Annotated in this window: 18 protein-coding genes; 11 read left to right on the top strand and 7 right to left on the bottom strand. The window is 39.2% G+C overall.

All coding sequences use genetic code 11. From position 1 onward, the window contains the following. Positions 1-74: 74 nt before the first annotated feature. Positions 75-1,535: an alginate export family protein gene (locus ABFY81_RS08625; protein WP_347913551.1), complete on the top strand. Its 1,461-nt coding sequence runs from the start codon at positions 75-77 to the stop codon at positions 1,533-1,535. Positions 1,536-1,553: 18 nt separating this feature from the next. Further along, positions 1,554-2,162 (top strand): M17 family peptidase N-terminal domain-containing protein, encoded by a 609-nt coding sequence (locus ABFY81_RS08620; RefSeq protein ID WP_347913550.1) that lies wholly within the window; start codon positions 1,554-1,556, stop codon positions 2,160-2,162. A 104-nt stretch (positions 2,163-2,266) separates the two neighbouring features. On the opposite strand, the gene ABFY81_RS08615 is transcribed toward ABFY81_RS08620, so the two are convergent. Together ABFY81_RS08615 and ABFY81_RS08610 are read right to left on the bottom strand one after the other, a co-directional pair. Further along, positions 2,267-3,178, bottom strand: a complete 912-nt coding sequence (locus tag ABFY81_RS08615; RefSeq protein ID WP_347913549.1) for an ornithine cyclodeaminase family protein — start codon at positions 3,176-3,178, stop codon at positions 2,267-2,269. Between the two features lie 112 nt (positions 3,179-3,290). Beyond that, on the bottom strand, positions 3,291-4,259 hold the full coding sequence (locus tag ABFY81_RS08610; RefSeq protein ID WP_347913548.1) for a threo-3-hydroxy-L-aspartate ammonia-lyase: 969 nt from the start codon (positions 4,257-4,259) through the stop codon (positions 3,291-3,293). Positions 4,260-4,514: 255 nt separating this feature from the next. Between ABFY81_RS08610 and ABFY81_RS08605 the strand changes: the two genes are divergently transcribed. Both ABFY81_RS08605 and ABFY81_RS08600 read left to right on the top strand, forming a co-directional pair. Then, positions 4,515-5,150, top strand: a complete 636-nt coding sequence (locus ABFY81_RS08605) for a PAS domain-containing protein (protein WP_191106083.1) — start codon at positions 4,515-4,517, stop codon at positions 5,148-5,150. Positions 5,151-5,470: 320 nt separating this feature from the next. After that, complete coding sequence (locus ABFY81_RS08600; protein WP_153575733.1) at positions 5,471-5,635, top strand: hypothetical protein; 165 nt, start codon at positions 5,471-5,473, stop codon at positions 5,633-5,635. On the opposite strand, the gene ABFY81_RS08595 is transcribed toward ABFY81_RS08600, so the two are convergent. Beyond that, the gene (locus tag ABFY81_RS08595; protein WP_191106084.1) at positions 5,632-6,318 is read right to left on the bottom strand and encodes a pirin-like bicupin family protein; all 687 of its coding nucleotides are present in this window, start codon (positions 6,316-6,318) and stop codon (positions 5,632-5,634) included. The two genes, ABFY81_RS08600 and ABFY81_RS08595, sit on opposite strands and share 4 nt — an antisense overlap. Before the next feature lie 186 nt (positions 6,319-6,504). Continuing rightward, a complete protein-coding gene (locus ABFY81_RS08590) occupies positions 6,505-7,749 on the bottom strand; it encodes a L,D-transpeptidase (RefSeq protein ID WP_039250756.1) in 1,245 nt (414 codons plus the stop codon). Positions 7,750-8,052: 303 nt separating this feature from the next. Here ABFY81_RS08590 and hemE point away from each other — a divergent pair, with 303 nt between their 5' ends. The 4 genes from hemE to ABFY81_RS08570 all read left to right on the top strand — a co-directional run bounded on the left by hemE (position 8,053) and on the right by ABFY81_RS08570 (position 12,498). Beyond that, positions 8,053-9,126: a uroporphyrinogen decarboxylase gene (hemE, locus tag ABFY81_RS08585; RefSeq protein WP_347913547.1), complete on the top strand. Its 1,074-nt coding sequence runs from the start codon at positions 8,053-8,055 to the stop codon at positions 9,124-9,126. A gap of 6 nt (positions 9,127-9,132) precedes the next feature. Beyond that, entirely contained in the window at positions 9,133-9,927 is a 795-nt protein-coding gene (locus ABFY81_RS08580) for a DUF817 family protein (protein WP_347913546.1), read from the top strand. 146 nt (positions 9,928-10,073) lie between these two features. Continuing rightward, a complete protein-coding gene (locus tag ABFY81_RS08575) occupies positions 10,074-10,544 on the top strand; it encodes a DUF3015 family protein (protein WP_004700201.1) in 471 nt (156 codons plus the stop codon). Positions 10,545-10,605: 61 nt separating this feature from the next. Continuing rightward, positions 10,606-12,498 carry a DUF4105 domain-containing protein gene (locus ABFY81_RS08570; RefSeq protein WP_347913545.1) on the top strand — a complete coding sequence of 631 codons (1,893 nt, stop codon included), beginning with the start codon at positions 10,606-10,608 and terminating at the stop codon, positions 12,496-12,498. A 68-nt stretch (positions 12,499-12,566) separates the two neighbouring features. Here the strand turns inward: ABFY81_RS08570 and blaADC are convergent, their stop codons facing one another. Continuing rightward, positions 12,567-13,718, bottom strand: coding sequence for an ADC family extended-spectrum class C beta-lactamase (blaADC, locus tag ABFY81_RS08565; protein WP_347913544.1), 1,152 nt, complete (start codon positions 13,716-13,718; stop codon positions 12,567-12,569). A 150-nt stretch (positions 13,719-13,868) separates the two neighbouring features. Then, positions 13,869-14,417 (bottom strand): GTP cyclohydrolase I FolE, encoded by a 549-nt coding sequence (folE, locus tag ABFY81_RS08560; RefSeq protein WP_001187844.1) that lies wholly within the window; start codon positions 14,415-14,417, stop codon positions 13,869-13,871. A 260-nt stretch (positions 14,418-14,677) separates the two neighbouring features. Here folE and xdhA point away from each other — a divergent pair, with 260 nt between their 5' ends. Genes xdhA through xdhC form a run of 3 tightly spaced genes read left to right on the top strand, consistent with a single transcriptional unit; the run spans position 14,678 to position 19,544 of the window. After that, the gene (gene xdhA, locus ABFY81_RS08555; RefSeq protein ID WP_347913543.1) at positions 14,678-16,177 is read left to right on the top strand and encodes a xanthine dehydrogenase small subunit; all 1,500 of its coding nucleotides are present in this window, start codon (positions 14,678-14,680) and stop codon (positions 16,175-16,177) included. A gap of 1 nt (position 16,178) precedes the next feature. Then, positions 16,179-18,554 carry a xanthine dehydrogenase molybdopterin binding subunit gene (gene xdhB, locus ABFY81_RS08550; RefSeq protein WP_347913542.1) on the top strand — a complete coding sequence of 792 codons (2,376 nt, stop codon included), beginning with the start codon at positions 16,179-16,181 and terminating at the stop codon, positions 18,552-18,554. Positions 18,555-18,560: 6 nt separating this feature from the next. After that, a complete protein-coding gene (xdhC, locus tag ABFY81_RS08545) occupies positions 18,561-19,544 on the top strand; it encodes a xanthine dehydrogenase accessory protein XdhC (RefSeq protein ID WP_347913541.1) in 984 nt (327 codons plus the stop codon). 10 nt (positions 19,545-19,554) lie between these two features. On the opposite strand, the gene ABFY81_RS08540 is transcribed toward xdhC, so the two are convergent. Further along, positions 19,555-20,250, bottom strand: a complete 696-nt coding sequence (locus ABFY81_RS08540) for a Smr/MutS family protein (protein WP_347913540.1) — start codon at positions 20,248-20,250, stop codon at positions 19,555-19,557. Positions 20,251-20,254 lie beyond the last annotated feature (4 nt).

Below are 20,254 nucleotides of genomic sequence, written 5' to 3'. Positions count from 1 at the left end.
GCTGCCTAAGAGCAATGTGAGTGCAAAACACCAAGTCTCTGCAACGACCTATTTATTACTATGGATAACACTTGATGGCCTCGCATGTTTTTAAAGATAGAACATATCGAACTAAGCACTCAGAGATTTACCTGAAAATAATAAAAATGAGTCTGTTATTAACCAGCAGTTTATTTTTCTACGAATCTGCTTATGCAGAAAATGAAGTCTCAAACACAGATGCATGTCCAACTCGTCCAAAAATCTCAACGAATCGTTGGCAAGAAAATTGGGATGTTTTAAAAAATCCGTGTGTGCCAAAGAAAATAGGAGACGACTTCAAATATATACCTTTTGGCGATAATAATTATTTATCACTAGGGGCAAATATTCGTGAACGTTTTGAAGTCAATAATAATGCCAAGTTTGGTACTGGAAATAATCAGGCCGACAGCTATTTAATTCAAAGATTACAAGCACATGCAGATTTACGAATAGGTGATCATTTACAATTATTTACGCAGCTAAGCGATGCCCGAGCGTTTGATAAAAAGAATATTACCAGTACCGATCAAAATAGACTCGATATAGAACAAGCCTTTATTGCGTGGGTGAGTCCTTTAAATAATGGAACTTTTAAATTTAGAGTAGGCCGTCAAGAAATGGCTTTTGACTTACAGCGCTTTATTTCAAATAGAGAAGGCCCAAACGTTCGACAAGCCTTTGATGGCGTATGGTCAGGTTATGAATATGGCGACTGGAGAATTTTGGGTTATCTCACCAGACCTGTTCAAATAGAAAAAGATTCCACGTTTAATGACCGCTCGAAAAGCAATTTAAGTTTTAGTGGCTTTCGCGTAGATAAACAAAATGTAGGGGATGGCGAGTTATCAGGTTATTACTCGCGTTATGAACGAGATAATGCCTCTTTTCCAAGTATTAAGGGCAATGAGGTTCGAGACTTATATGACCTTCGCCATATGGGTAAAAAGAATAATGTCGATTGGGATGTTGAAGGCATGCTTCAGCATGGAAAAATTGGAGGGCAAACAATTCAAGCTTGGGCGCTCAGTAGTATTACGGGATACACTTTTGCTGACCAAGCGTGGTCACCTCGTTTAGGGGTGCAGTTTGATATTGCCACAGGCGACAAAAAAGCCAACGATAATCAACTTAATACCTTTAATCAGCTTTTTGCAAATGGCTCATATTTTACTTTGGCGGGTTATAGTGGTTATAGCAATATTATTCACCTAAAACCGTCTCTGACGCTCAAGCCTTCCCAAAAACTTACACTGTTAAGTGCCTTAGGTTTTCAGTGGCGTGAAACCACCCACGATGCGATTTATTTCCAAGGCAATAACAGCATGGCAAATACCGCAGGGCAAGGTTCGAGCTGGACTGGGGCATATCTTCAACTCAGAGCAGATCGAAAAATTAACTCTAATCTGTCTGTGGCTGCCGAAGGCGTGCACTTTGAGGTTGGAGATACCATTAAGAAAGCGGGTGGTAAAGACGCAAACTATTTAGGCCTTGAGCTGAAATATGGTTGGTAAAACGAGAAGAGTAAAAATATGAGCACAGAATTAAAGCAGACTAAAATTGGGCGCTACCAAAATTTAAACATTGAACTCGTGACTTGGGACTGTACCACGGCCGAGGTTGAGCTTTCCTGTGCTTGTATTTTTGAACATGAAATGAATAACCGTTCTTTTTCTGGTGGTTTGGCACATTTAGATGAAGCTCTAAACGGCAGACTACATGAAATACGGAAAAATAACTGGTTTAGTGCAAAACTGAATGATGTTCTTTTAATAAATCAAACGCCATCCACGATACATGCCTCTAAAGTTTTACTTATAGGCATGGGGGCACCAGAAGATTTCACGTTAGAGCGAATCGAGACTGCGATAAAAACTGTTGTAAGAACAGCGCATCAACTGGAACTCAAAAGTGTGGCATTTGCGCCGAGTCTTTTAGATACAGGTCTGAATCCTCCTACTGGTTTAAATGAACTGATGCTAAGAAGTTTAAAAGAAGAATTAGACCGACATCATCAGCTTTATTTGCAAAAATTAGTCAAAGAATCTGAAATTGAAAAATGGGTATTTGATGCGGGTTTTCAAAACTATGATGCTAAGGCCGAGCAATATATCGCGTCTTTTGCCAAAGTTTTTATTTAAGATGAATTCTGATTTTAAAAACAAAATTCAGTAAAACATTATGAAAAGGAACATGCTTTACATCTAACTGCATCAACCTGAACGATGCAGTTAAATGATCAATATTAAGAAATTTCTAAAATTTTCTGAGCGATATATAAATCTTGTATAGATAAACCTGAACTGTCATAAATTGTGATTTGTTCCTGAGACTTTCTGCCTTGAGCATTTGCTAAAAGCACATCCCCTATATTGATTAAGGTTGCAGACTCAGACGCATGTTGAAATTCACCAATGAGTTTAGACTGGACATTAAGGTCGCAAAATAAACCACTATGTGAAAATAGCTCTGGCGGAAGTTCTTGTTTGCCATGTTTATCTGAACCCATCGATGAAATATGAGTGCCAGCTTTGACCCATTCAGCTTTAAAAAGAGGAGTATGCGAAGAAGTTGCGGTCACAATAATATCGGCTTGTTCACAGGCTTCTTTTGCACCCGTAATTTGAAGCTTAACGCCTAAGTGTTTGAGGGCATCTGCCATTTTTTCAGCTTTACTTGAGTCGCGTCCAACTATCAAAATCTGTTCAAAATTTCTAATTCTCGCTAAAGCCTCACACTCATATTTGGCCTGATTTCCTGTACCAAATATCGCCAAGACTTTTGAATCTTTTCTTGCAAGTACGTGGGTCGCAACAGCATTAGACGCTGCTGTCCGAAACGCATTCACTTTGCCTGCTTCGATGGCCGCTGCCATTTTTCCATTGGCTTGATTAAATAATAAAATGAGCGCGTTATGGCGAGGCAAACCATGTTTAGGGTTATCTTCCCAAAAAGAACCAACTTTAAGGCCAGCCAAATGCTCGGTCGCCGATGACTTAACACTAAAGGTATTTTTGCTATCGGAACCTTGACCGTGAACCACAGCAAAACTTTTAGTGTCAGGTTGAGTTGCAGCAATTAAAGCTTGGTAAATGGCGTCATAAGCCAGTTCATGATTGATGAGAGCAGAAGATTCAGACTCAGAAATAAATCTCATCATATCTCCAAAAGTTTATTTAAATTAAGACACGAGCAAGTCGAGAGACGAGTAGCATGTAATGCCTATCTATGACGTATTAACTGAACTCATAGATAGGCACTAACTTTTATTAAGCAGATAAAAACGCTACATATTTAGAAATATCTACATTGCCACCACTAATGATGATGCCTATACGTTTGCCTTTTAACTCATGCTTTAAATTACGTGCAGCAGCAAATCCGAGACATCCTGTCGGCTCAACCACCATCTTCATTCTTTCAGCAAAGAACTTCATACAGCTAATGAGGTCTTCATCTTCTACTGTCAAAATGTCATCTACATTCTTTTGAATAATAGGGAATGTTAATTTGCCTAAATATTGAGTTTGAGCACCATCGGCAATGGTTTGCGGCGTATCAATATGAACAATTTCTCCTTTTCTAAAAGACATTTGTCCATCATTTCCTAGAGCAGGTTCAACGCCATATATTTTACAGTTCGGAGAGAGATGGCGAGCAGACAGGGCAGAACCAGCCAATAAACCACCGCCACCTAAACATACAAACAGGTAATCTAATTCGCCGACTTCTTCAAATAACTCTTTTGCAGCCGTACCTTGGCCTGCAATTACATGTGGATGGTCATAAGATGGAATGAGTGTCAGGCCATTTTTTTCGGCAATCTCTTTTCCAATTTTTTCTCGATCTTCCGTATAACGGTCAAATTCAACAATATCGGCGCCGTATTCTCGTGTTGCTGCCATTTTTGCAGCAGGAGCATCTTGCGGCATAACGATTATGGCTGGAATACCAAGAGTTTTTGCTGAAAGTGCAATCGCTTGTGCGTGGTTACCCGAAGAGAAAGCGACCACACCCGCTTTTTTCTGAGCTTCACTAAATTGCAAAAGAGCATTCATTGCACCACGAAATTTGAAAGCACCAACACGCTGAAAATTTTCACATTTAAAAAATACTTCTGCTTCAAACTCATTGTTTACAGTACGTGAAGTTAAAACAGGAGTCTTATTTGCAAAACCTTTTATACGTTCAGCAGCGGCTGCCACATCGTCATAAGTGGGAAGGGTTAAATTTTTCATAATTAAACCTAATTCTATTCAATGTTTTCGGATGCAAGATTTACTATTGCTCAAGCAACGCACAATATACTGACCTTGTTTAGATAAAATATATATTTTTAGATAAAATGTCTAATTTTATTTTCTAATGTGATAACAATGAGATATAAGATTTTGATTTACATTAAGTTTAAAATTAGATAAAAAGTCTAAATTACTATTGCATGCTTTGCGTTAGGGTTTGAAATAGTAACTAAGTCATTTGGAGGAAATACATTGGGCAATCGTGATAAACATTTACTCATTCAACTAGATACTATCGCGAAGGGGTTAAGTGAAACGCTATTTCCTTTTTGCGAAGTTGTTGTCCATGACTTAACAAATCCTGAGCATGCCATACTCTCTATACATAACAATTTATCTGGTCGAAAAATTGGAGATCCAGCAACCGAGTTAGGGCTGGCTAGAATCATGTCTCCAGAATTTCCAAACCTCATTTCAAACTACGCAAACCAGTTTGCAGATGGTCGGCCTGCCAAAAGTACATCTATAGGGATTAAAGATGAAGAAGGGCAATATGTGGCCGCTTTATGTATGAATATAGATTTAACCCTATTTAGGGGAATGCAAAGTGCTCTAGACCAGTTCACTAAAATTGAAACTGACAACATTATTGAAAATCTGGAACCGAATGGTACAGAAGCAATTCGAAGATATATCGATCAATTTGCTTCAAAACAGGCTACGACACCGCGTATGCTAAAACTCAATGAGCGAAAACAATTAATACATGAACTCAAGAATAATGGCTTATTAGACATTAAAAAGGCTGTAGAGACGGTTGCTCAGCATTTAGGTATATCTAGAGCAAGTGCCTATTTATATGTGAAGGAAACTCAAAACGATTTTTAATCATTTATAAAATGAGAGTAGTTTTATTTAAGCTATGCTGAGAGTGGTAGTGTGTAACTTTCGAGTTATTTTGAAAGGTTACTCATCCAGTTTTTACATTGAAAGTGTTGTGGTATTTATCAAAAAATAACTTGTTTAATCAGCATGGGTCATTTAAATAAAGAAGTAGGTGATACAGTAATCATCTATATAGATTTATTTAGGAGGTTGTTATTTGAAGGTATTTTTTATTGTATTTATTACTATTTTTTCCAGCATCGGACTGTTTCTGTTAATTGCAGCTCTTCGCTATCGAAAGAATTATTCATCATCGGGTGAGCATGATTATTCATCGTCAGCAAACCATCATGTTCATGACAATAGCCATCATCATAGCTCAAGCTATTCAAATGATTGTTCGTCATCTTCGGACTCAGGCAGCTGCGATAGTGGCGGTAGTAGTGACTAAAAAGCCCTTTTATATAAAAGGGCTTTTAGCTGTTTAAGGTAAATCAAACCAAATAAATTGACTGTCTTCAAGTGCATGAATCACGGCGTTATCTTCAAACACTAAAGCATCACCAGCTTTAACTTCTTGATCACCAATACGAATTACACCTGAAATCACATGAACGTAATTTACCCGTTTTGATGTTTCAACAGGAAGTTCATTTCCTTTTTCCAATACTGCAGATTTTACTTCTGCGTTTTGGCGAATGTGCATAGGTGCATTTGCATCTGGGCCTGCAATTAAATGCCATTTATTTGGATCTTTACGTGGGTCCAAATTAATTTGTTGGTAGTTTGGCTCAGCTTCTTTTTCGTCTGGAATAATCCAGATTTGTAATAGATGTACGGGTGTATCAGTGTTGTTGATTTCACTATGGGCCACGCCTGTACCAGCACTCATGAGTTGCCATTCACCAGCCTTAATTTGGCCTTCATTTCCCATCGTATCACGGTGTGAAATTGCACCATCAAGCACACAGGTTAAAATTTCCATGTTGTCATGAGAGTGTGTGCCGAAACCATTATGGGCATCAATTCTGTCGTCATTAATCACGCGTAATGCACTTACACCCATATATTTCGGGTTATACCAGTTACCAAATGAAAAGCTATGATAAGACTCTAACCAACCCGCTTTAACATGACCACGATCTTCACTACGATGCAAAAAAGCATTCATGACTCGATCTCCTCAAATTATTATTGATCTCTTGAGGACTATGTTAAACCTGTAGAATGAAGCTAAAAATAGAGTAGATGCAACATATTGTTGCGTTTTTAATATGATCGATATATCAATAAATATTCGTTTCAAATTTTAAGTATAAAAAAAGCCTGCATAAAGCAGGCTTTCTTTTTTAAAGGATTATTCTAAGAATTTAACAGTAACACCTGCACGTACTTTATTACCTAAATCGTTAGCATCCCAGTTGGTTAAACGGATACAACCGTGTGATGCAGTTTTAGAAATTAAAGATGGGTTTGGTGTACCGTGAATACCGAATGATTTTTTACTTAAACCAATCCAGATATTACCTACAGGAGCGTTAGGGCCTGGTGGTAAAGAAAGTGGTTTTAAGTTTTTACCTTGTACGAAGTTCGAAGGTGAATAGCTATACCAAGGGTTACGCGCAACACCAACTACCTTATAAGTACCGGTCGGAGAAGGCGTATCAGTACTGCCAATTGTTGCAGGAAAGGAACCTACCATTTGATTGCGGCTGTTAAACAGATACAACTGTTTTGCACCTTTATGCGCAATAATCAAATGAATATCTTCTGGTAAGTCATTGCGTACGTTTGGAACAATAACTTTCTCACCAACTTTTTTGAAGGTTGCTTTCGGGTTTAATTTCTTTAAGAAACCTTCATCAATATGGAACTTCTCGCCTAACATTTCAGTCACACGCGTGTAGTACAAACCTTTCATTTTGGCTTGTAATGCGTAGTCAGAAGGAATTGACTCAGCATATGGACCTTTTAAGTCTGCATCAGTAATCGTGTATTCAATAAATGCTGGTTTTGTTTGTTTTGCAACAAGTGCATCCCAAGTTTCTTTAGTTAACTCGCCAGTAGGAGATAAACCATTCATTTGTTGGAAAGATGCAATTGCTTTTAGGGTATTTTTACCGCTCATGCCATCAATCGCACCCGGCGAAGCATGTGCATTGTTCAACATAACGTGAGCACGTGCATAAACTGGAAGTTGGCCTTTGCCAATGTTTTCGTACCAGTCAGCATTGTTTAAGCTATCTAATGTCCATGAAACAGCTGGAGCAGGAGCAGAAGTCTTAGTGGCTGTCGCTGTTTTAGCTGGTGCAGTTGGTTCTGAAGCAGCAATGCCTGAATCAGCATTTGGATCTTCAGCTTTTTGCAAATTTTGTAATGTTGTAGACGCTCGATTTAAATCATTTTGTTCTTGAGCAGTAATCTGTGTCTGCGCTTGGGCTTTTGCAGTTGAAGCAGCATCTACAGCAAGCGGATCAATCGGATCTTCTACAGGAGCAGATACTTTTTTAGGGTTCAGTGGTTGCTCAGTTGTTGACGCAGCCAAAGCAACATTAGCAATAATACAACTTAAACTCATAGCGAGTAATGAGCGAACAAACATGTAATTCAACCTTAAGAATTTTCATATAAGCAATAGGGCAAGGAGACTGATCCTAACGTTTATAAAATCACCAACAACGCAATTTTTGCGCATTCAATATTGGTGAATTTAATCATTAATGGAATATCAATAAACCCGATGTAACATGTTGCAAGTATTGCAGAAAACCGAGCTTCTTGCAGTAGACTTTTGTGTAAATATGCATTTTTTAGTGGATTGACAAGTTTTTTGTATGAAATTGAAATTATAAAAACATCTACGTTTTGATATGATGCTGCCACATGAAAAAGATAGAGATCGGCAATGACGACACTTAAAAATGATCGTTTCTTACGTGCTTTATTACGTGAGCCTGTAGACACCACACCGATATGGATGATGCGCCAAGCAGGACGTTATTTGCCTGAATATCGCGAAACACGCTCAAAAGCGGGTGACTTTCTATCTTTATGCAAAAATACAGAGTTTGCTTGTGAAGTAACTTTACAGCCTTTACGTCGTTATGATTTAGACGCAGCAATTTTATTTTCAGATATTTTAACTATTCCAGATGCACTCGGTTTAGGTCTTTACTTTGAAACAGGCGAAGGCCCTAAGTTTCATAAAATGGTTCGTACTGAACAAGATGTAGCGAATTTACCAAAGTTAAATGCTAAATCTGATCTTGATTATGTGATGAACGCAGTAAGTACAATTCGTTCTGCTTTGGGTGGTCAGGTTCCACTCATTGGTTTTTCGGGTAGTCCTTGGACGCTAGCAACTTACATGGTTGAAGGTGGTTCAAGTAAGGAGTTCCGTTTTACCAAGCAAATGATGTATGCACAGCCGGAAGTTTTGCATGCGCTACTCGACCATTTAGCAGATTCAGTGATTGACTATCTAAATGCTCAGATTGATGCGGGCGCTCAAGCAATTCAAATCTTTGACAGTTGGGGCGGTGCTTTAGCACACCGTGAATATGTAGAGTTCTCTTTGAACTATATGAAAAAGATTATCGCGGGCTTGCAACGTGAAAAAGATGGGCGCCGTATTCCTGTCATTGTATTCACCAAAGGTGGCGGTCAGTGGTTAGAACCAATGATCACAACAGGTGCAGATGCATTAGGTTTAGATTGGACGACATCATTAAATACAGCCCGTACAACTGTAGCAGGTCGTGTTGCTCTACAAGGGAACCTTGATCCGGCTGTTTTATATGGTTCAGCAGCTACGATTGAAAAAGCCGTAAAAGCGATGTTAGATGACGCTTACGCAAATGGTGAGAAGACTGGTTATGTTGCAAACTTGGGTCATGGCATTACCCAGTGGGTAGATCCTGCGCAACCAAAAATCTTTGTAGATACAGTGCATGAGTATAGTGCTAAATATCTAGGATAGTTCTTTGTGCGCCACCTAACTTTACCAATTTATTTTATCGGCAAGGCTGTTTCGGCAGCCTTGTTTGGTATTCTGCTTTTAATAGCTTTTGCCCTGACAGCACCGATGGGTAGCCATGAATATATGGGTTTTTATCGTTATGATTATTTACTCATCTATGCGCTCATTATTCAAATTTGCTTGTTATATCTAAAGCTGGAGTCATGGCAAGAAGCCAAAGTCATTGCTTTATTTCATATCATGGCAATGGTCATGGAAATCTTTTTGACACATCCCGGCATTGCTTCATGGCAATATCCGCAGCCTGCGGTATTTAAAATTATTACTGTGCCTTTATTTGCAGGCTTTATGTACTCGGCTGTAGGTAGTTTCTTTGCTCGCTCAATACGACTGTTTCAAGTTTCCTTTGAGAAACTGCCAAGCTTTGGAAGCATGCTTTTTCTCGCATTTTTCTCATATATTAACTTTATGAGTAAATTCTTTATTCCTGATATTCGCTATATTTTATTTGCATTTAGTGTTTATATTTTCTGGAAAACTACTCTTTATTTTCAAATAAATGAACGTAAGTTTAAAACGCCAATGCTCCCTGTGTTGGTGATACTCGCATTCATAATTTGGGTTGCTGAAAATATTAGTACATTTTATAAAATTTGGGTTTACCCAAGTCAGATTAATGCTTGGCATATGGTGGGATGGGGTAAACTTGGTTCGTGGTATTTATTATTACTGCTAAGTTTAGTATTAGTTCTTAAAATATTAGGTCATCGAGATAATCAAGGGAATTGGAATTTAAAGTAAAAATTTCATTTTCACTTTTTATCATATTATTTAATTTTTAATTGCTAAATGACTGGCTTATCGCTATCTTTGATAGGGTGTAATAATAGTTACACATAACAATACATAAGAAACAAATCAATAATGATTTTTGGAGATATACATCTATGTTAAAAAAATTAGCTTTAGCTGCTTTGTTAGCAGCTGGTTCAAGTGTTGCTATGGCTGATAACGATGTAGGTTGTGGTGTGGGTACGCAAGTATGGGCTGGCCAAAAAGGAGTGGTGCCTAAAATTCTTGCTGCAACAACAAACGGTATTTTTACTAACCAATTATTAGGTATTACTTTTGGTACTTTAGGTTGCCGTCAAGGCGGAACAGTAACAGCTCAAGTTGTTACTTTCACAAATGAAAATGCAGAAACTTTAGCGCGTGATATGGCTGTAGGCCAAGGTGAAAGCCTGAATGTACTTGCTGAGTTAATGCAAATTAAACCACAAGACAAAGATCGTTTCTTCAAAGTTTCAAAAGCAAACTTTGGTGAAATCTATTCAGCAGACAACCAAAACACACTTCAAGTATTAGCATCATTACAAAACGTAATGGCTAAAGACGACGTTTTAAAAGCTTACGTATAAGTTTGAAATTGAAAACCCTGTCATTTGGCAGGGTTTTTCTTATATTTAATGATAAAAATTGATGAGCTTAATGAAATCGGTTGTTTTAATTTTTGCCTCATTGGCAGTTAATATTGCGTATTCAGCAGAAATAAATCCATCTATTCAAAACTACTGGTCTATTGCAGAACAAAAAAAGTTAGATCAAGACATCACATGGCAACGCCTGATGTATGCCAATAAAAACCAGAAGAGTGAAGTGAGTTACGCTGGTTACTTTATGGCACCAAATGGGAAAAATAATTTAAAAGAAGAACAGAAAGCAGATATCACAGCATTATTTGCACCAGCTCCAGACAATCAATCAATTCGTTGTAAGTTTCCTGCACGCAGTCAATGGCTTATAAAGCAATTAGGCATTCAAGAAAATGAATTACCGCAAGTAAAATGTTCAGAGTTTGAAAACTGGATTGGCCAGATTAAACCTTATAAAGCGACGCTAATTTACGCTACAGACTTTATGGGCAATCCAAGCTCAATGTTTGGACATACCTTATTACGCTTAGACCCTAAAGATCAAAAACAGTTAAACCTCGTTTCTTACGCTGTAAATTATGCAGCCACTGTCGCAGGCAATGACAACTGGTCATATGCTTGGAAAGGCTTAACAGGTCAGTATCCTGGTGAATATTCACTAATGCCTTATTATCGTAAGGTAAAAGAGTATGGTGATTTTGAAAGCCGTGATTTATGGGAATATGAGTTAAATCTATCTCCTGAGGAAACACACTTTTTAGTGTCTCATATTTGGGAAATGCAACATGTGAGCTTCCCTTATTACTTTGTGAGTGACAACTGCGCCTATCGTTTATTGGGATTGGTTGATTTGGTTAAACCTGAGTCTAACTTACAAGAAAAGTTTAATTACGCTTCTATTCCAATGGAAACGATTAAAGCGATGCAGCAGCAAGGGCTTACGAATCCTCCTGTGTATCGACCAGCTTTAGAGACTCAATTATTAGCTCAAGCTCATCAGCATGGCGCGTCTTTGGCAAAAGTTGCTCATCAGGTAGCCATGATTCTAACTAAAGAGTCCTCCGAAATACTTAAGTCGTATAGTCAGCCAGATCAGGCCAAAATTCTTGAGATGGCTTACGATGATTTATATCTACAATTCATTAGTCGAAAAGTTGAAGAAAGTTTTGCTCAACCACAGCTAAGGCAACTTTTGGCTTTAAGAAGTCAGATTGATTTAGATAAACAACGCCAAGAACCTAAACGACCTTCTACCGAGCCAACACAAGGCCATAATGCACGCAATGTTTCGCTAAAACTGGGCGAAGTACAAGGTGATAAGTTTATCGAGATTGGGCATAGACAAGCTTACCATGACTTGATTGATCCTCAAGGAGGGTATCGTGCTGGTACTCAATTGCTTTTTTTAAATGGTAATGCCCAGTGGAGAGATGATCATTTAAAGCTAGAACGTCTTGATCTACTAGAAGTGAACTCCTACAACCCGATCCAACCATTCAAAACGCCTCTCACTTGGGGATTTAACTTAGGCTGGCGTCAAGAAGCAGTTCATGATGGCGTTTATAGTGATGAAAAACAGCATGGGGTAGCGAGTTTTAATACCCAAGTTGGCTATAGTGTTGCGGACTATGAGCGTAAACATGTGTGCTATGGACAAGTCCAAGCTTATGTTCAAGCAGGTTCAAATTTAGATAAAGGTTGGCGTGTAGGAATGGGGCCAACTCTAGGCTGTATGAATCAGTGGTTTGAAAAGTTTAACTCAGTGATACAAGTTGAATTGCCCTATTGGGAAGACCAAAACCAATGGAACTTACGCTTAAATACCCAGTGGCAATATGCCATTAATAGCAATAATGCTATTCGCCTGAATTGGGATTATGAAAAACAAAATCATCTGGACTGGATGAAATCAAGTCTTGGATATGTTTGGTTCTTTTAAATCGTATATTCATAAAAAAAGAGAAATAGATTTCATCTATTTCTCTTTTTTGTTTTAGCTAAAGATGATTATTTCTTTATCGCATTTAGCACAGCATAAGCCGCCTTAATGCGTTCTTCGTTTGGAATACGTTTATTGGTTAACATGACTAAACCAATATTTTCTTTAGGAATAAATACGACGTATGTTCCAAAGCCATTGGTTGAACCAGTTTTGTGAAACATTTTAACTGAAGGTTCTTTAGAAATAGCAGTGACTTTATTAGGCTTCATCACAATCTGGTCAGAATTGCTGTCTAATAAAGTTTGTAAGGTTGCAGGGTAAGAAAACTCTTCCCAACCAAGCGCCTGATACATGGTACCTACTTGATAGAAACCTTGATGTGTCTCATTAATTGCACGTTGAATATCAGCAGGATATTGCTGCGGGTTGAGGTTGGCATGAACAAACCCCAACATGTCTGGAAGAGTCGATTTAACGCCGTAAGCTGGACCATCTAAGGGACCAGGGTTAACTCGAATCGGCTGATTTTGTTGGTTGTAGCCAAATGCATAGTTTTGCATCTGAGTTTTAGGTACATTGACATAACTATGTTTTAAGCCAAGGTCTGGAAAAATGGTTTTTTCTAAAACCTGACTAAAAGGTTGATTCATTGACAAGCTTACAACTTTTCCAAATAGGCCAATACTTGGGTTGGAATATTGTCTATATTCACCAATTGGATTTTTAGGCTTCCAGTCTTTGAAAAAAGTTAAAACTTGTTGGTCTGTTTGTACTTCATCTGGAAACTGTAGCGCAAGATTATCACTGGTATAAGTAGCAAGTTGAAGTAAATTGACCTGATCAATCGGGGTGTTTTTTAGCTCTTTCCAGTATTTACTTGGTTTATCTTCAAAAGAGATTTTTCCCTTATTCTTAGCATAAGCACCTGCTGTAGCAGTAAAAAGTTTACTGACAGAACCTAGCTCAAAAATGGTACTGCTATTTACAGCTTTTTTATCTTGAACAGATTGAAGGCCATAATACATTTCATATTTTTTATTGTTTTGAATAATACCTACCGCCATACCCGGCACATTATATTTTTCTAATAACGGTTTAAAATTTTGATCAACCAGTTTCTTAATTTCTTGCTCTTTTGGTGTATTCCCTGCATAAATTGAGGTATTAAAAATAAAAAGAGGGGATAAAAGTAAGCAAGAAATTTTTTTAAGTCGCATGATTAACTCATAAATTATCTAAAAAGAAAGATGCGAGCTTTTATAACAAAAATCACCTAATTTAACTGTTATGTTTTATAGGTTAAGTGATTTAACTAGATATAAAAAAGCCCAACTTCGTCGGGCTCTTATTTTGGCAGTAAATCCAAATTAGTAACTTTCTGGTACTGCACTTAAAAATTCACGACGTGCTTCTTTGTCAGTTTTAAAATCTCCGACAAATGAAACTGTACGGGTTGTAGACTCTTGTTTACCTACACCACGCATCATCATACACATATGTGCAGAGTCAATTACGACAGCAACACCGCGAGCACCAGTCACTTCAGCCACAGCTTCAGCAATTTGCTGAGTTAGATTTTCCTGAATTTGCAAACGACGAGCAAACATCTCGGTAATACGTGCAAATTTAGATAAGCCAAGAACTTTACCTTCTGGTAAATAGGCAACATGAACACGGCCATAGAATGGAAGGAGGTGATGTTCGCAAAGCGAATAAAATTCAATATTTTTCACCAATACCATTTCATGGTTATCTGATGGGAAAACAGCATTATTGGTGACTTCTTCTAAAGTTTTACTATAGCCAGAAGTTAAATATGAAAAAGCTTTAGCCGCACGCACAGGCGTATCTTTAAGGCCGGGACGATTAAGGTCTTCACCGACGGCAGTCAGAATGTTTGCGTACGATTGCTGCATTGACATAAGGCGTATAAATTTACTCTATTAGACAAGCTCGGCATTGTATCAGAAACATGACCTGATGTTCATAACTCGTCGCACTATATTTATCCTGTTCGGTACGCGTTGGATAAATGGTGAATAAATTTCATGTTTTTTATCGTTAATAGTCAAGTATTTGAACATGAAATGTGCGACTAATACAGTTAAGTTATAAATGATCGCCTCATGGCATCATATTTGCAAATATGCCGTACTATAGAGCATAAGGATAAAAAATGTCAGAACGTCCAATTACCTTTTTTTTTCGTGGCAGTCAGCAACAAGTAGAAAATGTATTACCCACCATGACGGTCTTACAATTTCTCCGAGAATATACCCAAACTGGTAAAACTCGGCAGACTGGTACAAAAGAGGGCTGTGCTGAGGGCGATTGTGGTGCATGTACAGTAGTGATTGGTGAGTTAGTCAATGACAACCTGCAATTACGGAGCGTAAATGCCTGTATTCAGTTTTTAGCGACTTTAGATGGTAAAGCTTTATTTACAGTAGAAGATCTTCATAATTTATTACCTACACAAGCTGGGACATTGCATCCTGTACAACAGGCAATGGTGGATATGCATGGCTCACAATGTGGTTTTTGCACGCCCGGTTTTATCATGTCGTTATGGGCAATGTATGAAAATGAACAACAGCCACCAAGCAAAGATAAAATCAGTGATTATCTTTCTGGAAATTTATGTCGCTGTACGGGCTATCGACCTATTTTAGATGCAGCAAAAAAAGCATATGACTATCCGCGTGTTCAATTAGAACGTCAAAAAGTACTTAATGTATTAAAAGACATTCAAGCATTACCGGCATTGCATTTAAATCATCATGTTCAGCAATTTTTTGCACCGAAAACTTTGCGGGATTTTGCCGCTCTACGTTTACAGTTGCCGCAAGCCCGTATTGTTGCAGGTAGTACAGATGTCGGTTTGTGGGTCACAAAGCAGGGCCGTGATTTAGGAGATATGCTTTATATAGGTCAGGTTGAAGAGCTTAAAAAGATAGTAGTCAAAGACCATACTTTAACGATTGGGGCAAATGTCAGTTTGAGTGATGCACTCATCAAAATTTCAGAGTTTTATCCTGACTTTCAAGAATTACAGCGCCGTTTTGCTTCCATGCCTATTAAAAATGCTGGAACTTTAGGTGGAAATATTGCCAATGGTTCGCCTATTGGCGACTCAATGCCGGCATTAATTACGCTAGGTACGCGATTGATTTTGCGTATAGGTGAGCAGACTCGTGAAATTGCCTTGGAAGACTTTTATTTAGATTATCAAAAAACAGCATTACAACTTGGTGAGTTTGTAGAGTCGATTGTTATTCCACTTCGTGAAGGGCAGCCACGTTTTAAATTTGCCAGCTATAAAATTGCTAAACGTTTTGAACAAGATATTTCTGCGGTATGTGCGGCTATTTCATGCGAGTTAGATAATCATTGTGTCGCTCATAATGTCAGAATTGCTTTTGGTGGCATGGCTGCTATTCCCAAACGTGCAAAATATGCAGAAGCCATATTGGAAGGTCAGCAACTTACAGCAGAATTGATAGCTAAGGCACAGGAGGCATTGTCGCAAGACTATCAACCTTTAGATGATGGACGTGCTAGCTCGGCATATCGTTTACACGTCGCGAAAAACTGCGTACAGCGTTTCTATGTAGAAAAAATCCTGTCTCAAACGATCACTCGTGTGAATGACTTGATTGCTATGGTGGAGATCTAACATGAATCAAACCATTAACTTAAGCATTTCTAAAAAATCAGCTAAAGCTGGCGACTCGATTCCACACGAGAGTGCCCATTTACATGTAACGGGGCAGGCAACATATATTGATGATTTACCTGAGCTTGAAAATACCATGCACCTAGCTGTCGGATTTTCAAGTTGTGCCAAAGGCAAAATCAGTAAGTTCGATTTGGATGCAGTACGTCAGGCCGATGGTGTGCATGCAGTTTTTTCGGCAAAGGATATTGATGTTGAAAATAATTGGGGACCCATTGTAAAAGATGACCCGATTTTTGCCGAAGATCAGGTCGAATTTTATGGACAAGCCCTGTTTGTGGTTGTGGCCGAGAGTTATCAGCAAGCCCGTCAGGCAGTTCGCTTAGCAAAAATTGAATATCTGCCCGAAACTCCGATTTTAACGATTCAAGATGCGATTGAAAAAGAATCGTGGGTGTTGCCGGCTGTTGACTTTAGTCATGGTGAGGTTGAACAGGCATTTCAAAATGCAGCCCATCAACTTTCAGGTGCTATTGAGCTGGGTGGGCAAGAGCATTTTTATTTAGAAGGACAAATTTCCTATGCGATTCCACAAGAAAATCAGAGTTTAAAAGTCTATTGCTCAACACAACATCCAACCGAAATGCAGCTACTGATTTGTCATGCGCTAGGCATGAATATGCATCAGGTCAGTGTGGAAAGTCGCCGTATGGGTGGTGGTTTTGGTGGTAAAGAGTCGCAGTCGGCACAGTGGGCATGCATTGCATCTTTGGCAGCGCAAAAAACAGGCCGTCCGTGTAAGTTACGTTTGGACCGTGATGATGACATGAGTGCTACAGGCAAACGTCACGGTTTTGCTTATGAATGGTCTGTAGCTTTTGATGACACTGGTATTTTGCAAGGCTTAAAGGTGCAACTGGCTTCAAACTGTGGTTTTTCGGCAGATCTTTCTGGACCAGTGAATGAACGTGCGATTTGTCATATTGGCAATGCCTATTATTTAAATGCGGTTCAGTTGCGTAACTTACGCTGTAAAACCAATACTGTTTCCAATACGGCATATCGTGGTTTTGGCGGACCGCAAGGTATGTTTGTCATTGAAAATATTATCGATGATATTGCTCGTTATTTAGGTTGTGACCCAGTTGAAATTCGTCAGCGTAATTTCTTTGCCGAGCAGCCCGGTGCCGGACGTGATCGTATGCATTATGGGGCAGAAGTCCGTGATAATGTTGCGCCAAAATTGGTAGCCGAATTATTGCAAAGTAGCGATTATGCGAAACGCAAACAAAGCATTCATGCCTTTAACGAGAACAATGACATCATTAAACGTGGTATTGCGTTAACACCCTTAATGTTTGGTATTTCGTTTAACGCCGTGCATTACAATCAGGCCGGTGCACTGGTCTACGTATATATGGATGGTACTGTTTCTATCACCCATGGCGGTACAGAAATGGGACAGGGGCTATATACCAAAGTACGGCAGGTTGCTGCTCATGAGTTGGGTTTACCAATCGATAGAGTTCGCTTAATTGCAACTGATACTTCTCGGGTGCCAAATACATCAGCAACCGCAGCATCGAGTGGAGCAGATCTAAACGGTAAAGCTGTTCAAAATGCCTGTATTAAAATTCGTGAGCGTCTGGCTAAACTTGCAGCCGAAATAAGTCAAAGTGAAGCTGAACAAGTCCAGTTTGAAGATAGTATAGTCACCACAGCGAATGGTCATTCATGGACATTTCCTGACTTGGTTCAACGGGCATATATGGCACGTGTACAGCTATGGGACAGCGGTTTTTATAAAACACCAGAAATTCACTATGATCAGGTCAACCATTTAGGGCGTCCATTTTTCTACTATGCTTATGGCGCAGCGGTCAGCGAGGTCGCAATAGATACGCTAACTGGGGAAATGAAAGTATTACGTGCCGACATTTTGCATGATGTCGGACGGTCAATTAACCCTGCAATTGATATAGGGCAAATTGAAGGTGGTTTTATACAAGGGATGGGGTGGCTCACGACAGAAGAGTTGTATTGGCAGCCGCAGGGGCCACACGCAGGCCGCTTGTTTACCCACGCACCTTCAACTTACAAAATCCCGACTAGTGTGGATATTCCTCATATTTTTAATGTCAAACTCTTTGATAACCAAAATCAGGCGGACACCATCTACCGCTCCAAAGCGGTAGGTGAACCGCCATTTATGTTGGCATTATCAGTGTTCTCTGCAATTCGTCAGGCAGTACAGGCGGCTATTCCAGAAAATGCACCGCTCGTACTCAATGCTCCAGCAACTGCCGAAGAAATTTTACGTGCAATTGCGATTGGACGAGGACAAGCTTTGGCTGACCGACCACAAGCTAAAATGTAGAAGATTATGCAACATTTACAATGGTGGACTGATTTTGTAGCGTGGCAAGTCGATGCTCTGCCTATGGTATTGGTCACAGTGGTACGTGCAAATGGTTCAACACCACGAGAAGTTGGTGCAACCATGTTATTGCGGTTTAATTTGCAACAGCAATGGCAGCAGTCCGATACGATCGGTGGCGGGCATTTAGAGTTTCAGGCCATTGATATTGCTAAAGCAATGTTAAAAGAAACGGAAACTTGTGTGAGGCGTATTGAACGCTTTAACCTCAGTGCTCGGCTAGGGCAGTGTTGTGGCGGAGTGATGTGGTTATTGTTTGAAAAAATATCACCCAGTGCGATCACATTGGATTTATCTGCGATTTTACAAGCATGGCGAGCTGGTCAGCGTATAGGGCGTAAGGTCTCACATCAATATGTGTCCACTTGGCAGACTATGGATATAGAACAACAACCAAGTTTCGAGTTTCATTCTGGCAGCAGTGAAGAATGGCAATTTAGCCAGCAGATTCAACCTTATGCCATGCAAGTGCTGATTTGTGGAGCAGGGCATGTGGGTGAAGCAATTGTTCGTTGTTTATTACCTATTGGAGTTCGGGTGAAATGGATTGATCCGCGTGATGATATTTTTCCATCCGATTTACTGCAACAGGTGCAATGTATAACGACTGATACCTTAGACGCCGAGATCGAGCAATTTGATCGTTCGGGGGCAATTTTAATTTTAACGCACGATCATCAACTAGATTTGCAATTGTGTTTTACAGCCTTAAAACCTACGGCGAAACCATTTGCTTATGTAGGAATGATTGGTTCAAAAAGTAAAAGGGCCATTTTTGAAAAGCGTATGCAAGTACGTGGTTATACTCCCGAAACTTTGCAACGTTTAGTTTGCCCGATCGGGGTAGAAGGGATTTCATCGAAACAACCTGCAATGATTGCCATTGCAGTAGTTGCTCAATTATTGCAGGTATTTGATGTAAAAAAATGATCCCAAAGGATCATTTTTTTTGTTCGAACTTTGGATTTTTTTCTGAGCGTTTAAGCAGCACGAGAACTGCACCTGTGCCACCTTGATTTTCTGGAGCACTTACAAAGGCTAAAACATCACGATGTTGGCGTAACCATCCGTTGACATAGGTTTTTAAGACCGCTTCGGGGCCTTTACCATGTACAATTTTAATGACATTTTGATTTTCATCTTTTGCCATCTGGATAATTTGTAAAACTGCGTCACGTGCTTGTTCAATGGTACAGCCGTGTAGATCTACAGCTTCAAACCAACGCATCTTGCCTGCTTTTAAGTCTTCAAACACCTTATGTTGAAGTGTTGCAATGCGATAGCTTAATGAAGCTTGGCTTGCGACTGGATTTAAAGCAGCTTGAGTGTCTGATAATTCAGCATGTTCGGTATCACGGCCACCTTCGGCAGCTGCACGTTTAGCTAGTGTTTGTGCATCGACTTTTTTGGCACGAGGTGGTTTGACATTAGCCACATTACTATTGTTGATGCGTTTAACACCTGCAACAGCTTGTTGAAACAAATGTGTATCTTCCAATTCTTCAGGCTCAGCCTGAGATTTTTTAGTCTCAGGCTGATTTGCGATTTTGCTTGAATGAGGATTGGAGATTTGCTTTTTAAATTGCTTCAATAATTTTTGTTGCTCTTTAGAAAGCGATGAATCTTTATTACTCATATAT

The sequence above is a fragment of the Acinetobacter sp. WA-87 genome, from assembly GCF_039938935.1.
Taxonomy (GTDB): Bacteria; Pseudomonadota; Gammaproteobacteria; order Pseudomonadales; family Moraxellaceae; genus Acinetobacter; species Acinetobacter seifertii.
Note: the sequence above shows the minus strand (reverse complement) of the source record. Positions and strands in the feature narration are given on the sequence as shown.

Bases quoted from the DNA above. Each gene is read 5' to 3' on its own strand.
- ABFY81_RS08625 (WP_347913551.1), top strand. From the start codon at position 75: ATGGCCTCGCATGTTTTTAAAGATAGAACATATCGAACTAAGCACTCA.
- ABFY81_RS08620 (WP_347913550.1), top strand. From the start codon at position 1,554: ATGAGCACAGAATTAAAGCAGACTAAAATTGGGCGCTACCAAAATTTA.
- ABFY81_RS08615 (WP_347913549.1), bottom strand. From the start codon at position 3,178: ATGAGATTTATTTCTGAGTCTGAATCTTCTGCTCTCATCAATCATGAA.
- ABFY81_RS08610 (WP_347913548.1), bottom strand. From the start codon at position 4,259: ATGAAAAATTTAACCCTTCCCACTTATGACGATGTGGCAGCCGCTGCT.
- ABFY81_RS08600 (WP_153575733.1), top strand. From the start codon at position 5,471: ATGATTATTCATCGTCAGCAAACCATCATGTTCATGACAATAGCCATC.
- ABFY81_RS08595 (WP_191106084.1), bottom strand. From the start codon at position 6,318: ATGAATGCTTTTTTGCATCGTAGTGAAGATCGTGGTCATGTTAAAGCG.
- ABFY81_RS08590 (WP_039250756.1), bottom strand. From the start codon at position 7,749: ATGTTTGTTCGCTCATTACTCGCTATGAGTTTAAGTTGTATTATTGCT.
- hemE (WP_347913547.1), top strand. From the start codon at position 8,053: ATGACGACACTTAAAAATGATCGTTTCTTACGTGCTTTATTACGTGAG.
- ABFY81_RS08575 (WP_004700201.1), top strand. From the start codon at position 10,074: ATGTTAAAAAAATTAGCTTTAGCTGCTTTGTTAGCAGCTGGTTCAAGT.
- ABFY81_RS08570 (WP_347913545.1), top strand. From the start codon at position 10,606: ATGAGCTTAATGAAATCGGTTGTTTTAATTTTTGCCTCATTGGCAGTT.
- blaADC (WP_347913544.1), bottom strand. From the start codon at position 13,718: ATGCGACTTAAAAAAATTTCTTGCTTACTTTTATCCCCTCTTTTTATT.
- folE (WP_001187844.1), bottom strand. From the start codon at position 14,417: ATGCAGCAATCGTACGCAAACATTCTGACTGCCGTCGGTGAAGACCTT.
- xdhA (WP_347913543.1), top strand. From the start codon at position 14,678: ATGTCAGAACGTCCAATTACCTTTTTTTTTCGTGGCAGTCAGCAACAA.
- xdhB (WP_347913542.1), top strand. From the start codon at position 16,179: ATGAATCAAACCATTAACTTAAGCATTTCTAAAAAATCAGCTAAAGCT.
- xdhC (WP_347913541.1), top strand. From the start codon at position 18,561: ATGCAACATTTACAATGGTGGACTGATTTTGTAGCGTGGCAAGTCGAT.
- ABFY81_RS08540 (WP_347913540.1), bottom strand. From the start codon at position 20,250: ATGAGTAATAAAGATTCATCGCTTTCTAAAGAGCAACAAAAATTATTG.